This is a genomic window from Emticicia sp. 17c (assembly GCF_037153985.1).
In the GTDB taxonomy this organism is placed as follows: domain Bacteria; phylum Bacteroidota; class Bacteroidia; order Cytophagales; family Spirosomataceae; genus Emticicia.
On sequence record NZ_JBBAYI010000004.1, the window covers coordinates 61,474 to 75,831 of the forward strand.

At 37.9% G+C, this 14,358-nt stretch carries 11 protein-coding genes and 1 CRISPR repeat array; of the genes, 8 read left to right on the forward strand and 3 right to left on the reverse strand.

What is annotated here, in order from left to right:
- The first annotated feature begins 2 nt into the window (after positions 1-2).
- Genes WAA15_RS10035 through cas2 form a run of 5 tightly spaced genes read left to right on the forward strand, consistent with a single transcriptional unit; the run spans position 3 to position 4,315 of the window.
- The gene (locus WAA15_RS10035; RefSeq protein ID WP_337042603.1) at positions 3-1,328 is read left to right on the forward strand and encodes a hypothetical protein; all 1,326 of its coding nucleotides are present in this window, start codon (positions 3-5) and stop codon (positions 1,326-1,328) included.
- A gap of 14 nt (positions 1,329-1,342) precedes the next feature.
- Positions 1,343-2,410, forward strand: coding sequence for a CRISPR-associated protein Cas7 (locus WAA15_RS10040; protein ID WP_337042604.1), 1,068 nt, complete (start codon positions 1,343-1,345; stop codon positions 2,408-2,410).
- 43 nt (positions 2,411-2,453) lie between these two features.
- On the forward strand, positions 2,454-2,999 hold the full coding sequence (gene cas4 / locus WAA15_RS10045; protein WP_337042605.1) for a CRISPR-associated protein Cas4: 546 nt from the start codon (positions 2,454-2,456) through the stop codon (positions 2,997-2,999).
- A gap of 9 nt (positions 3,000-3,008) precedes the next feature.
- Positions 3,009-4,013, forward strand: coding sequence for a type I-B CRISPR-associated endonuclease Cas1b (cas1b, locus tag WAA15_RS10050; RefSeq protein WP_337042606.1), 1,005 nt, complete (start codon positions 3,009-3,011; stop codon positions 4,011-4,013).
- A gap of 38 nt (positions 4,014-4,051) precedes the next feature.
- Positions 4,052-4,315 (forward strand): CRISPR-associated endonuclease Cas2, encoded by a 264-nt coding sequence (gene cas2, locus WAA15_RS10055; RefSeq protein WP_337042607.1) that lies wholly within the window; start codon positions 4,052-4,054, stop codon positions 4,313-4,315.
- Between the two features lie 202 nt (positions 4,316-4,517).
- A CRISPR array of direct repeats spans positions 4,518-7,084; the repeat unit is 29 nt; unit sequence GCTTTAATCGTACCTAATGGAATTGAAAT.
- Between the two features lie 466 nt (positions 7,085-7,550).
- On the opposite strand, the gene WAA15_RS10060 is transcribed toward cas2, so the two are convergent.
- On the reverse strand, positions 7,551-8,183 hold the full coding sequence (locus tag WAA15_RS10060; protein WP_337042608.1) for a nitroreductase family protein: 633 nt from the start codon (positions 8,181-8,183) through the stop codon (positions 7,551-7,553).
- Positions 8,184-8,284: 101 nt separating this feature from the next.
- Between WAA15_RS10060 and WAA15_RS10065 the strand changes: the two genes are divergently transcribed.
- The gene (locus WAA15_RS10065; protein ID WP_337042609.1) at positions 8,285-8,638 is read left to right on the forward strand and encodes a winged helix-turn-helix transcriptional regulator; all 354 of its coding nucleotides are present in this window, start codon (positions 8,285-8,287) and stop codon (positions 8,636-8,638) included.
- A 35-nt stretch (positions 8,639-8,673) separates the two neighbouring features.
- Here WAA15_RS10065 and WAA15_RS10070 read toward each other — a convergent pair whose 3' ends face one another.
- Complete coding sequence (locus tag WAA15_RS10070) at positions 8,674-9,309, reverse strand: response regulator transcription factor (protein ID WP_337042610.1); 636 nt, start codon at positions 9,307-9,309, stop codon at positions 8,674-8,676.
- Positions 9,275-11,122 carry a sensor histidine kinase gene (locus WAA15_RS10075; RefSeq protein WP_337042611.1) on the reverse strand — a complete coding sequence of 616 codons (1,848 nt, stop codon included), beginning with the start codon at positions 11,120-11,122 and terminating at the stop codon, positions 9,275-9,277. Before WAA15_RS10075 ends, WAA15_RS10070 begins: the two co-directional genes overlap by 35 nt.
- A 169-nt stretch (positions 11,123-11,291) precedes the next feature.
- On the opposite strand from WAA15_RS10075, the gene WAA15_RS10080 reads away from it, so the two are divergent.
- Together WAA15_RS10080 and lnt are read left to right on the forward strand one after the other, a co-directional pair.
- On the forward strand, positions 11,292-12,758 hold the full coding sequence (locus WAA15_RS10080) for a hypothetical protein (RefSeq protein ID WP_337042612.1): 1,467 nt from the start codon (positions 11,292-11,294) through the stop codon (positions 12,756-12,758).
- 8 nt (positions 12,759-12,766) lie between these two features.
- Entirely contained in the window at positions 12,767-14,341 is a 1,575-nt protein-coding gene (gene lnt / locus WAA15_RS10085) for an apolipoprotein N-acyltransferase (RefSeq protein ID WP_337042613.1), read from the forward strand.
- Positions 14,342-14,358: the final 17 nt, after the last annotated feature.

Below are 14,358 nucleotides of genomic sequence, written 5' to 3' on the forward strand. Positions count from 1 at the left end.
ATATGTATACAAGTTATATCGGCAAAAAATTTCTGAGACTATATAAAGAAAAAGAAAAGAAAACTCAGGATTATTCTGCAAAGCAATTTTTTGATGAAGTATTTTTTCCTTTGTTTTTTGACAGTGAAAGACATTTGATGCATGTGCATGGCTCAACTTTCTTTCAAGCAGTTAGCAAGAACCAACTTGCTAATGATGAAAAAGAATCAATATTTAGATTGAATCGATTAAGAGAGGATATTAGAAATAATAAAATCAGTGGTTCAACTTACGTTGGCTATGCTGCAGGAGCAGTAACTGCTACTACATCAGGGCAAGTTACAAACTCATATCATTCACCTAATGAAGAAGAAATTTATTCCTCATGGATTGGACAAGCATTAGGAATTGGCGTAAGTGGCGGATTTGTTATGCTTTTACAAGAAGAAGAAATATTATTTTCTCTCTTTGAAGGGTGGAAATATTATAGACAATATCTGAATCAAACTCCAAATGTAAAAGATAAGCAAATTGAGACATGGAATGGACAATGGGTAACTCACCTATTTAGTGATGATTTCAACAAAGACAGACCTCTTGATGGATTCTCTGTAGAAATATCAGAAGTACAAGGTAATATGGCTATCCCTACTAAATCATGGTCGATGGTAATATTCTCTTTAACAAAACGATTTCATGGAGAAATCACTGCTTATGCATACAATCTTTCTCAAACTAACACCACTTTAGGTTTTATCAATATTTATCTACCTGAAGTCGAATACCTGTACGAGTTAAATGATAAAATATTCCTTAATAAAAGTGAGGTTATTTTAAATCGGAAACAGATAAGTGAATTAGAGACATTTTACAATTTCAAAAGTGCCTGCAAAATAGGAACAATAGGGTTAAAAGCACTAGAGCCAAGAGGTCTGCGTGAATTTATGCCCAAAGGTTCTGTTGATTTTGCTCAGGGTAAAGAATTTAAATTTTCAGACAAAAATTCATTTCAAATTTTTCAACTATATCAAATTTGGATTACGGCAATGTTGAACAAAACAGAATTATTACAACTAGCCTCAGATGTGGCTAAGACACTGATTGATTTAGAATCAAATCAAAGTGGCAGAGAACAAACAAAAACAACGCAAAATCGTACATCAAAAGAAATAATGGAGACGAGAACTATTAAAGACTTTATTGATGGATTAGTCGATATTATAAGTAAAGAAAATGGAGACACTTTTAAAGACGTTGTAGTACAGATATTGAAAATGCCATCTGATAACTTTCCACTGTTTAATACACTTATCAGATTTGAGTACTATTATCAAAAAACAAAAATTTAAAATTAAAAAAAGATATGAAACCATTTATTTATCTAAGAGGCTTACGCCATGCTGAGCATACTGTTTTTGCTGTTAATGAAGGACAAAAGTATTATATCGATCCACAATTTGGAAAAAGAATGGCATACTCAAGTGGGCAACAAGTAAAACGTTCTATAATTGAGGCATTAGAGTTGCCATTTGCTGCTATGACTTTCAATTGGGAAATTGATAAAAAAGATAATAAAGCAAGCCAAAAAGAACCACATTCACCTTGTGACCCATCTTTCGCAGACCAACTATTGGGAGGTTTTATGAAAGCTGAAAGCGGTAGTTTCACAGTAAAAAGACGTAGCCCTTTGTCTATTTCAGCTATGAGGCCTTTACATCCTTTGCTTGGTGGTGTGGAATATCCAACAGAGAATTTGACATTTGACAGGACTTCTCATCCTGAACATCACAAGGTTGAGGTTTACTGGTTTGAAAATAAAAAAAGAGGATCAAAATTATCTGATGAAGAACTGAATAACTGGTTGACTTCCAACCACCGTTCATTGCCAAATAGAGCTTTTATTCAAGACCAAACACGTGCATCCGGTTTATTTAGCTATGACATTGCTATTGATTTGCGTACGTTATTTTGTGTTTCTACTAATAAACTGGAACCTGAATTGTTTCCTGAAATCGAAGCAAAATTAAGAGAACAAGGTTGGGTAGAAGGTAAAAATATTTTTGGCAATTGCTTGATATGTCCAAAAGAGAAAAGAGAGGAAATTATTCCAAAATTAGCAAGCGCTTTAATTAACTGGAGAATAACATCAAATCAAGCTCGTACATTTAGCTTAATGGAAACTGTCGCGTTAGCCATTAGTGATAATGCAAATCAAATTGCTTATGCCATACGAGGAGAGTTGCGAGATGACCGAGAAAGGCCAACTGCTGTACCAAAAATTGATGAAACAACTAAAGCAGATATTTTTGTCACTCCAATTGCTTCAAGTTACATTGCTGGTTCAATTGGGAGTGCAGATGCCCTCGAAAAAGCAGAGGAGCATTTGGTTAAAATCCTTTCTGAATTTGACTACGAAAATCAAGTTAAATAACTAATTCAAGGTAAGTTCTAAAAGACTTACCTTTTCTTTAACCATGCCCATCACCGCTACCCTCATCAACTACCTGATGCTTTGCCGTCGGAAGGTCTGGCTGCATGCCCATGGCATCAGGATGGAGCATACTTCTGAGGTAGTGGCTGAGGGTCGGCTTATCGGGTTGGAGAGTTATCCGCAACGGGCCGAACGGTGGACAGAAATCGAGGTCTCCGGGTTGCTCCCGTGTGCTACTGACACGCCGATCGAACTGGCTGCCAAGATTGATTTCTTTGACCCTCATCTGGGTATTGTGCATGAGGTGAAGAAATCAGCGGCTAAAGAGCAGGCGCATATAGCGCAGGTGCAGTTTTATCTGTATGTGTTGCGGCTGAATGGTATCAGGGCAGAGTATGGTCTGATAGAGTATCCGAAGTTACGTATAACAGAAAGAGTTAACCTGACTACTGACAACCAACAACAGTTAGAAAGCCAGATTGTGAGGGCCCATGCTATTGTACAACAGGAGGGTTGTCCGGAGCGGCTTCCGGTGAGCCAGTGCCGGTCGTGCAGTTTTTTTGAGTTTTGCTGGGTAGGCGAAGAATAGAACAATGCTATGAAAAAAACGTATTATTTGTTTAATCCGGGGCGGATGTCGCGCAAAGATAATACGCTGAGTTTCACGCCTGTTGACGAAAATAATCGGGAGGGGCAGACGCGCTATATACCGATTGAAACGGTAGAGAATATCTATTGTTTTGGGAGTCTGGATGCGAACTCGGCGTTGTATAATTTTTTGGGCAAAAACCATGTATCGGTGCATTTCTTTGATTATTACGAGCATTATACAGGTTCGTTTATGTCGAAGGATTATCTGCTGGCGGGAAAAATGCAGATTGAGCAAACGCGGTATTATAGCTCTGATAAAAAGCGGCTGTTGATTGCGAGGAAGTTTGTTGAGGGAGCTGCTTTTAATATGTTGAAGAATCTTACATATTATACTAATCGGGGTAGGGGGTTGAGCGAGTATATCGACAGAATCGTAGGTTATCAGTCGCTGATTGCCGGCACTACCCGAATTGATGAGTTAATGGGCATAGAGGGAAATATCCGTCAGGCGTATTACGCCGGATTCGACCTGATAATCAATGATTTTGAGATGGGCAGCCGGACCAAACAACCTCCTAATAACGAGATAAATGCGTTGATTTCGTTTGGGAATATGTTGTGTTATACGGCTTGTTTAAGCCAGATTTATCATACTCAGTTGAATCCGACGATTAGTTTTCTACATGAACCCGGGTATCGGCGTTATTCTCTGGCGCTTGATGTGGCAGAGATTTTTAAGCCTATGATAGTTGACAGAATAATATTTACGGTACTGAATAAACGTCAGATAAAAGCGAGTGATTTCAGAAAGGAGTTGAATGCGTGTGTAATGAAAGATTCGGCCAGAAAGACGTTTGTTCAGGCTTTTGAAGAAAAACTGAAAGAGACTTTTAAGCACCGGAAGCTGAGCAGGAATGTGTCTTATAAGCACCTGATTAAGCTGGAGTGTTATAAGTTACAAAAGCACTTGTTGGGCATGGAGGAGTATAAGCCGTTTAAGATGTTGTGGTAGGGTATAAATTTTTAATTCTCTGGCTAATTTTAAAGTAAATGTATGTAATTCTGGTTTATGACATCGGCGAAAAACGTGTGGGCAAGATGCTAAAGCATTGCCGAAAGTATCTGAACTGGATACAGAATTCGGTGTTTGAGGGAGAAATTACAGAGATAAAATTAAAAGAATTGCTGGCAGGTGCCAGAAAAATAATGAATGAAGAGGCTGACAGCATCATTATCTTTAAAAGTAGAGATCAGAAGTGGCTGGATAAAGAAATAGTGGGTGTAGAAAGGATGACGACGGATAATTTTTTATGAGGGGATGTTGTCGGTCGTGAGAAAATGAATAAAATTTTGTTCTTTGACATCTTGTAAAATAGAGTCAAGCGTAGTAAGTCACTGATAATCAATGGTTGTCGGACTCCCGGTAAAAACTTATTATCGGAGTCCGACGATTTTTTTATTTGTTTTTGTGTAAGAAATCGCTTTATTTACATCAGAAAGGCCGTTTTTTGGACGGGCTTTAATCGTACCTAATGGAATTGAAATCAAAAGCAGGAACTACTGAAGAGAAAACAGAGCAGGAGCTTTAATCGTACCTAATGGAATTGAAATGCCCATAGGGCCTCATCGTTTGGGCAATATTCCGCAGCTTTAATCGTACCTAATGGAATTGAAATTCATCGCTGAGCTTTCCTTTTGATGCCTTAATCGACGGCTTTAATCGTACCTAATGGAATTGAAATTGCACAAACGACACAAACTGCTGCCTGAACCAATCCGCTTTAATCGTACCTAATGGAATTGAAATTATCGACGAGCTCTGATGCAGAGCTGTTGAATGGCTGCTTTAATCGTACCTAATGGAATTGAAATCCGGAACAGGCGGCAGTGGAGGCACTGGCGGAACAAGGCTTTAATCGTACCTAATGGAATTGAAATTACTCAGTCGCAGGAAAGCGAAAGGGTAAAGAAGATGGCTTTAATCGTACCTAATGGAATTGAAATTATTGTCGCACTGGTGAAGTGAGCATTAAGGTCGATGCTTTAATCGTACCTAATGGAATTGAAATCCAGAAGACTCTGGCAGTTGATGGAAGGCGAAAGCAGGCTTTAATCGTACCTAATGGAATTGAAATCCTGTTGAATCCTTTATTAAGGGGCTTGACCAGGCCGCTTTAATCGTACCTAATGGAATTGAAATGTTTCTTCGTTATCACTATGCAAAGTGATTGTACCAGCTTTAATCGTACCTAATGGAATTGAAATTGCTAAAATCTTGACAAGGCGATCCGAAAGTGATAAGCTTTAATCGTACCTAATGGAATTGAAATTCTTTATATCCTCTTGGTTTATTTGTTGGCTGGTTAGCTTTAATCGTACCTAATGGAATTGAAATCATCCACACGCGCAAACCCTAGTGTTAAATATAGTAGCTTTAATCGTACCTAATGGAATTGAAATTACGTAGAACTGTCTTACAGCATACGCACTTTCTACTGCTTTAATCGTACCTAATGGAATTGAAATGGCGTTGAAGTTTCTTGGAGATTATTGCAAGATTGAGCTTTAATCGTACCTAATGGAATTGAAATGCCGTAGGAGCTACATACTTGCCCTTGAAGGCCGTAGCTTTAATCGTACCTAATGGAATTGAAATTACACAACGATATAAAGCACTTAATCCAAGAGCAGTGCTTTAATCGTACCTAATGGAATTGAAATAGCACAGCAGATGGGGAAAATGACGATGCAACAATTGCTTTAATCGTACCTAATGGAATTGAAATTAGAAACTACCTCACCCGTTGTCACTACCGGAACAAGCTTTAATCGTACCTAATGGAATTGAAATTGAAAAGTGCAAAAATGAAAGAACATTGAGCGGTTGCTTTAATCGTACCTAATGGAATTGAAATCTTTTTACAAGGACTTGGCCATCTGACCCGCCACCCGCTTTAATCGTACCTAATGGAATTGAAATTTTTATTTTTTTATTTAAAATCCAGCTCATTAATTTGCTTTAATCGTACCTAATGGAATTGAAATATCTGTATTTCTGAAAGGCTAAAAACAGGCTCAAAGGCTTTAATCGTACCTAATGGAATTGAAATTCGTGCATTTGAGCAACATCATACTGATACAAGTCTGCTTTAATCGTACCTAATGGAATTGAAATCAACAAACTGGCGAGACTTTCCAACTGAATCCCCTATGCTTTAATCGTACCTAATGGAATTGAAATCTACCGTCGTCCGTAAAACCGCTAGTACCTGTCCAGCTTTAATCGTACCTAATGGAATTGAAATCTACCGTCGTCCGTAAAACCGCTAGTACCTGTCCAGCTTTAATCGTACCTAATGGAATTGAAATCTACCGTCGTCCGTAAAACCGCTAGTACCTGTCCAGCTTTAATCGTACCTAATGGAATTGAAATCAACAAACCACAGACAAAACTCAAGAAACAAAAGAATGCTTTAATCGTACCTAATGGAATTGAAATAGTAAATCTGTTGCGGTAGTACGTACAAGCTGGCCAGCTTTAATCGTACCTAATGGAATTGAAATATACAGAATATTATATAAGCAAAAGCCCTAATTGTAGCTTTAATCGTACCTAATGGAATTGAAATAAGCCAGCGGGGGCTACTAATGTTGGCAATATTGTGCTTTAATCGTACCTAATGGAATTGAAATATTTAACCGATAGGTTATTTAGGTTAATTAGGTTTTGCTTTAATCGTACCTAATGGAATTGAAATTAAAAAATGCCTCAACTTCTGAAACATGGCAATTCCGCTTTAATCGTACCTAATGGAATTGAAATTTCTCAAAAGCATACTTATTTATTCTATCAATTTTTGCTTTAATCGTACCTAATGGAATTGAAATTCAGGTGGGGGATTGTGGAAGTGGCCGGACTCGAACGCTTTAATCGTACCTAATGGAATTGAAATGTTGTTACCCCAGCGTTCCAGCCTTCTGCTGTTAGTGCTTTAATCGTACCTAATGGAATTGAAATAACTATGTTTTTACGGGGCCTGCAACAGGAAGTACAGCTTTAATCGTACCTCATGGAATTGAAATCCGATTTAGATACTTATATTTTAGAGTATCTGCATTGCTTTACATCTGTGAAGTTTCAATTGATTCGCTACAGTTAGATTCGCTTTCTATTTTTTAGAATAATTATATTTTCAAATTCATTACTAGTTCTTTTTAAGAGGAAATATTGTTTCTTTTTTAAGAATTTATATCAAAAGTTCTTTTCAGAATAGAAAAATCGGATCAATACAGCTAAGAAAAATACAATGATTTTATAATTCAAAACTGTAGCGGATCTATAGAACTACCACAATTTACAAAACCAAAGAAAACTTAAGTGTGAACTTCAAATTTCTCTCCCATATTTCATTTATTCAATTTTTCATAACATTTTGAGCCACAACCTAACAATTCCTAGTTTTAGTATTCCATCATAAAAAACCTTCTGATACAACTTGCCGAGCATGTTTCAGCAAGTTATATCAGAAGGTTTTCCGCTAGCTTTAAGTTAAGCTATTTCAGTTACAAATTCTTCTTTTTCAGTCCTTACCTTCTTAAGATTCTGTAACCAGTCGCCTTCCTCTGCCCTATATCCGATAGGTAATATAACTACACTCTTTAATCCTAGTTTGTCTAATCCAAGAAGCTGGTCCATTTTAGTAGTATCAAAGCCTTCCATGGGTGTAGCATCTACATTTTGTTCAGCCGCTGCCGCAATAGCAAACCCGAAAGAAATATAGGCCTGTCTGGCCGAATGGTTTTTATGCCATTCTTGGCCTAGAGGTTCATATAAGCCCCAAAGCATTTTCTGGTAATCGTCTGATGTGTTTGCGGGTAAGCCTCTCTCTATCGCCGTTTTTGATAATACATTGCCTATTCTCTCGGGCGAGTAGCTGTCCCACGCAGCCCACACCAATAAATGTGAACAATCGGTAATCTGACTCTGATTATAAGCAAATTCCCTGACTTGCTCAAGAATTTGTCTGTTACTTATAACAAAAACCCTATAAGGTTGTAAGCCCGACGATGAAGGCGCAAATCTTGCTGCTTCCAGAATATAATCCAGTTTTTCTTTCGGAACCACCTGTCCGTTCATTTTCTTTGTGGCATAACGCCATTTCAAATTATCTATTAAAGCCATATCTTGAATTTTTATTTTGTGTGGCAAATCTAGAAACATTTGTTTATATTTGTAATTAAGTAACAAAAAGTAACAGTAACATTTGAGTAACCAGATAACCAATGAGAAACAACACAATAAGCAAAGATGATTGTAAAAAAAATATCATGGCGGTTCATGATGCCATGGATGTGCTTAGCGGAAAATGGAAAATAGCCATCATAGCTGTTCTTTGCTATCATAATAAAAGGAAATTCTCCGATATTCTGAGAGACGTAAGCGGTATATCGAATAAAATGCTGAGTAAAGAACTAAAGGAGATGGAAATGAATAAGCTCATTAAAAGAACCGTAATGGATACCCAACCCGTAACTGTTGAATACGAACTAACAGACTACGGGCAAAAACTACAATACGTAATCAAAAATCTGTCTGACTGGGGGAAAGAGCACCGGAAAGAAATAATGGGAGCCTGACACACCAGTGCTTAGCCAGACTACCTATTGGCAATTTATAGCCCGTTCTCATGTGCAAACCGAATCAGGTCGGCTGTTGTTTCGGTTTTGAGTTTAAAATGAATATTTCGGCGATGTGTCTTTACAGTCATGAGGCTTAAATGCACTATATCGGCAATTTCCTGTGAACTCAAGCCATTTTTTATAAGGCGTATCATTTCAATTTCTCGTGGCGTTAACGAAAACTTCCTGATAAACTCATCATCTACCAAAGTTGGTTGCGGGATATTCCTTGATAATTTGGGGTCAAAAAAACGCTTGCCCGATAAAACCCTGTTAATACCGCTAAGAAGTTCCGATTTAGTAGAGTTTTTAAGAATATAGCCATGTACACCCATTTTGTCGAAATCTTTCACTAGCTGTGTTTCGTCGTACATGGTCAGGATAATAACTTTTATAACGGCGAAATCTTTCAGAATAATAGCTGCTAACTCTTTTCCGTTCTTCTGAGGCAGGTTTACGTCTAGAAGTACTAAATCAGGAGCGCATTGCTGAATAGCACTAAGTACCTGATTACCATCATAAATTTGCCCTACAACCTCAAATTCCTGTTCATTTTGCAATAAACTTTGCAAACCATCGCTAAAGAGATGGTGGTCATCCACTAACAGAATCTTTATTGGGGTCGGCATTATAGGGTATTTCAAGGCTAATCAACGTCCTGCCCGGACTTGATTCTATGTTGAGGTTCGCTTTCAGATAACTGGCACGTAAATTTATATTCTTAATGCCAATTCCCCAACTTTCTGTCGCTGAAAAATCAAAGCCTTTTCCATCATCTTCTACCGAAATATACAATAGTTCAGGAAAATAAATCATCTGTAAGACTACATTTTTGGCTTCTGCGTGTTTTAAAGTATTATTGAGTAGTTCCTTTACGATACGGTAAATATTGACTTCGGCCTCCATAGCCAGTTTTTTTTCTTGGCCGTTACATAAAAAAATAAAACTGGTTTTAGATTGCCTGTTAGCCATTTCGATACTTTCCTCAACTACCCTTCTTAGCCCTTTTTCTTCAAACGATGAGGGCATCAGGTGGTGCGAAATAGTACGTAAGTCAATTACAATCTTGTTAACCAATTGCAGAGGCTTGTTTAGTATGTTATTATTTTCTTGATTAAGTTCGTCGAGTTCTCTGTTTAAAACCGATAAGCTCCCCCCGAGGTCGTCGTGTAAATCTAATGCCAGTTTCTGGCGTTCTTCTTCTTGGGCAAGCAGTATTTTATGGGTAGTTTCCAAGCGGTTTTTTTCGAGTTCGGCCTGAATCTTTTCTTTTTCTTTATTAAAAACATAAATCAGTGCAAACCCTAACCCAAACGATTCCAGCACCAGAGCCATATTTGAATAATAATAAAGAAACGAAAAAATAGGTATAATACTTAATGAACTTAAGGCTACCAGTAAAAATGCAATAAACATAGGCCCTGAAGCTGCCAAATAAAGATAAGCCTCAATTTGTTTTCTTGAGATGCCCATCCAGAGAAATAGCAGAACATTGAAAGCGAAGTAAAAATAAATAAGCCAGAACGGAACAGGGTGTACAGGCAAAAAGGCTACAAATAGTATCTGTAAAAGACAAATCCCGACGAACACGTAATGAATAATCTGTAAAAACTTCTTCTTTAAAAACTTAATCTTCAGGAAATCATATATATATAATTCATGAAACATTATTGTGCCAGTCAGTAGTACCAGATAACAATTAATAGATGCAAAAAATGAAGTTTTAGGGTTAAAAAACTCATTCAGATACCCACTCGACGAAAAAAGGTAAAAATCCAGCAGAAAAACATACGCCCAATAATAAAAGTAAATTTTACGGCCGCTATAAAAGAAAAAAAGCAAAGATAAAAGACTGATAAGTAACGTAGAGCCATTAAAAAAAGCATCATAAAACAACACAGAATCATTATTGTATTGATGTTGTTTTTCGGCAAAAAGTACTAAAAAAGCCCTTGTAGAAAAATGTATTTTGTTGTTACGGCAGCGTATAAGCAACGTATAGTGCTTTTGTTGTTTTACGCCAAACCCAAAAGCATGATAACGGCTGGCAATTGCTTTTTCCTGAAAAGTTAATAGCCATGAACTGGCATAACTAGCAATGAGAGAATCTCCTTCATAAGCCCAGAACTCAACCGAATCGACAAATACCTGTTGTAATTCCAGAATTAATTGCTGGTTGATAAATGATTGAAATTCCAGCTTTAGCCAGTGATACTCCTGATTAGCTACAAAAGTCGGAGTTGAAGTCGTAAACCTGAAAATCGAGTCTTTGCTCTTAAGAATACTATCGGCAGTAATGGGCTTCTGGGTATTAAATACTAGTGCGTAGCCGTCTAGCGTGCTTTCTTTGAAGCCTTGTTTTAACTCAAAAACAGGATTTGTACGGGCAAGAGCAAGCCCAGTAACTAATATAAATAAGACGGCAGAAAAAAACGCTTTCAAGGAAATAAAATTTCATCAAAAATAGCACTACGGATATAAAATTAAAATACCTCCAAAGAGGTATTTCTTTGGGGTAGCCAGTAAGGTAATTTTGTGTTTTAGTAGGAAAATCTTTTTATCTGAATATAATAAAAAGGTTCAATAATCTATCTATCTAACTATTATACCCATGAAAATGCGGGCCATTTTGTTTTTAATCATTATTTTTTCTGTCTCTTGCGTTGAAGCTATCGCTTCAAGTATGAGGGTGTGCAGTAACGTTGAATGTATTAATTCTACCCCGAATGGTAGAGTAAGTATCAATTCTATAAAGAATAGCGGCTCAGGTAAGCGTACACCGCTGGACTGGAACCTGCTCAATTTAAAACAGCCTGTGCAGCAAAATGTGGTGAGTGCCGCTGCCATACAAATTACTCAGGCAGATGTGAACCAATTAGCTGCTGATGGTAATTCGTGGGTAGTTTTTGGTGGTGCTGAAGACAATATGCCCATGAATATAGGTACAGCCAACAATGCTTCGCCACAAACATGGGCTTTGCCTGGAAATTTTCAGGAGTATTTCGATTATTACACACAAGATGATTTCATCAGCCCTTCAAAAGTACCTGTGGCGTTGAGGTTTACTGGTGCTACGCACGTAACCAAGTCGGTTTATCTGGATGATAATAACGCCGAATTTGAGGTTTATGAGCATTATATACTCAGTTCTAATAAAGTTGACCACTTGGGGCGTTCGTTCGACTTTGATATTAGTAATGATGCCTTCGACGAACCCGACTACGAATTCATGAAGGTTCCATTGAGCTTAGGAAACGTTATTTCGTCAACAATAGAGGAATACGATTACCGGAAGAAACAGTTACTCTATAAAACCGTTACTACCTTAACCATTGATGCCTATGGCACAATCACGATTCCGAACTACGGTACTTTTAATTGTTTGAGAGGGTACTACCAAACACAGTTCTACACAAGACCCGACACTACCAGTGCCTATGTATTAAAGGAAACACGTAATAGCATAGCCTTCATGACCAAAGAAGGGCATTTCTTTCAGGCAAAAATAGTATCGCAAAGTGGCTCAAATGCAATTCTGGGCAACCTGAGTTTCAAGGCTATTGTGCCTACTGCTTTATTGAGCGAAACATCAGAAGTCAGAATAAACAATGATTCAAAAGGGGTAAGTATCAATAATTATAATACAGCGGCACATCCTTCGGCTGTGCTAGATGTAGATAACGATAGCCTAGGTATTCTGATACCAAGAATTTATATGGAGAATCGCCCCTCAGACCCCGCAATGGGCTTACTGATTTATCAGATGGACGAAACCCCCGGTTTTTATTATTACGATGGCGAAGAGTGGCAAAGGCTGAATTCGGTTCCAGACCCTAACGCAAGGGTGGCCACAGCAAGTAAACTAAAGAAAACAATAGGAAGGGCACAATTACAAGATGGAACCGCCTTCGTAAAATTTGAAAACCCAAGAGATGATTTTGAAGACCTGATACTCAATATTCAGCTAGAGGGTGACTGTAAAGGCATTTATGTGTCAAGAAAAACACGCGAAGGCTTTGAAGTAAAAGAGATACAACAGGGGAAATCGAATGTGAAATTTAGCTGGAGTTTGAACTGAAATTATTGATGAACAAACTCGCTGGTTTTTATCAAAAGTATGCTAAAGCAATAAGAGCTATTGTTGTATCAGGCGTTTTGTCGGGTCTTGCGTACCCGTGTTACCCTGAATATCCCTTTGGAATTCTGGCATGGATAGCGCTGGTACCTATACTGATTGAACTCAGAAAAGCCAGTACTTTCAGGCAGCACTTCGCCCTGATATTTCCTGTGTTTATTATCAGCAGCCCGATTGGTTTCTGGTGGACGAGCTATTATAATCTGAGTACATTTTTTATCTGTTATTTTACACAGATGTTTTCCTTATACGGGGTGTTTATTGTTCATTTTTTCGTACAAAACCGCTTCGGATGGCATAAATCGCTGGTAATACTTCCTTTTCTCTGGACTACCGTCGACTGGGCTACGCATTACCTGCCACATAACCTGCAAGTGCATTATATTGCTTATACACAGGCAAATATGCCCTATTTTATTCAATATGCTGATTTGGGCGGTATGTGGAGTGTAGGCTTCTGGGTTGTTATGCTCAATACTTTAGTTGCATTTGCAGTGCATTACAAAAAAGTTAAGTATTACGTTGGGGCAGCTATATGGATTTTATTAGCTTTTGGCTATTCTTTTTGGGTCATTGATATTAACCCCCGAAGCATCACAAATAATAATATTAACAAAAGCAAGGTTTCGCTGATTCAGACAAATATTGATAGTTATGCCAACGACGATTCGGCAACGGTTAACGAAACGCTCAGGCAAATTCTTACGCTGTCAGACTCGGCAGTGCGCTATCAGAAGCCAGATTTATTGATACTCCCTGAGGCGGCTTTCCCTTTTTCGTTGTTTAAAGATACCTCGTTTCTGGACTTTGCCAGATACCATATTGCTAACTGGAATACAAATGTGGCTATCGGATATGTAGATTTTGAAGAAAAATCAAAAAACTTCAAGAATCTGGCTTTAGTTTTTACACCACAGCTAGCCATTTATTGGGACTCACTGCGCCTAAAAGAGTCGGACGTAAAAGTATACCAGAAAGAATATGGTTTGCCATTTATGGAGTTTATGCCCTACTGTGCTACCTGCCCCTCTATGAGAGACAGGCAATTAATTAGGGGTAGTGAGCCTTATAATTTTCAATTCAGTAAGTATAATGGAGAAATCCAGACGGTAGCACTGACTATCTGCTGGGAGCAGACGTATCCTGACAAAATAGCTTCTTTAGTAAACAACGGAGCCGATTTTGTAGCACTCATGAATAACGATGCTTGGTTTGGCAAAACACCGGGAGCTAAATTCTTATTGAGCTTTACAAGATTAAGAGCCATAGAAAACAGGCGTACCATAGCTAGGTGTTCAAATGGGGGTATCTCTTGTTTTATCGACCCTTTCGGTAAAATCTATGGGCAAATACCTTGGTATACCCAAAACATAAGTACTGCCGAAGTAAAAGGCATAACCAAAAAGAGTTTTTACACAAAGCACCCTCATTTTTTTGTAATAGCCATAAGCCTGACATTAGTTTTACTCATAGCCTGTTTTGAATATATCAGCCATAAAAACAGGCGTTTGCCGGCCGTAGTATAAATAAAAACTTACGTTTT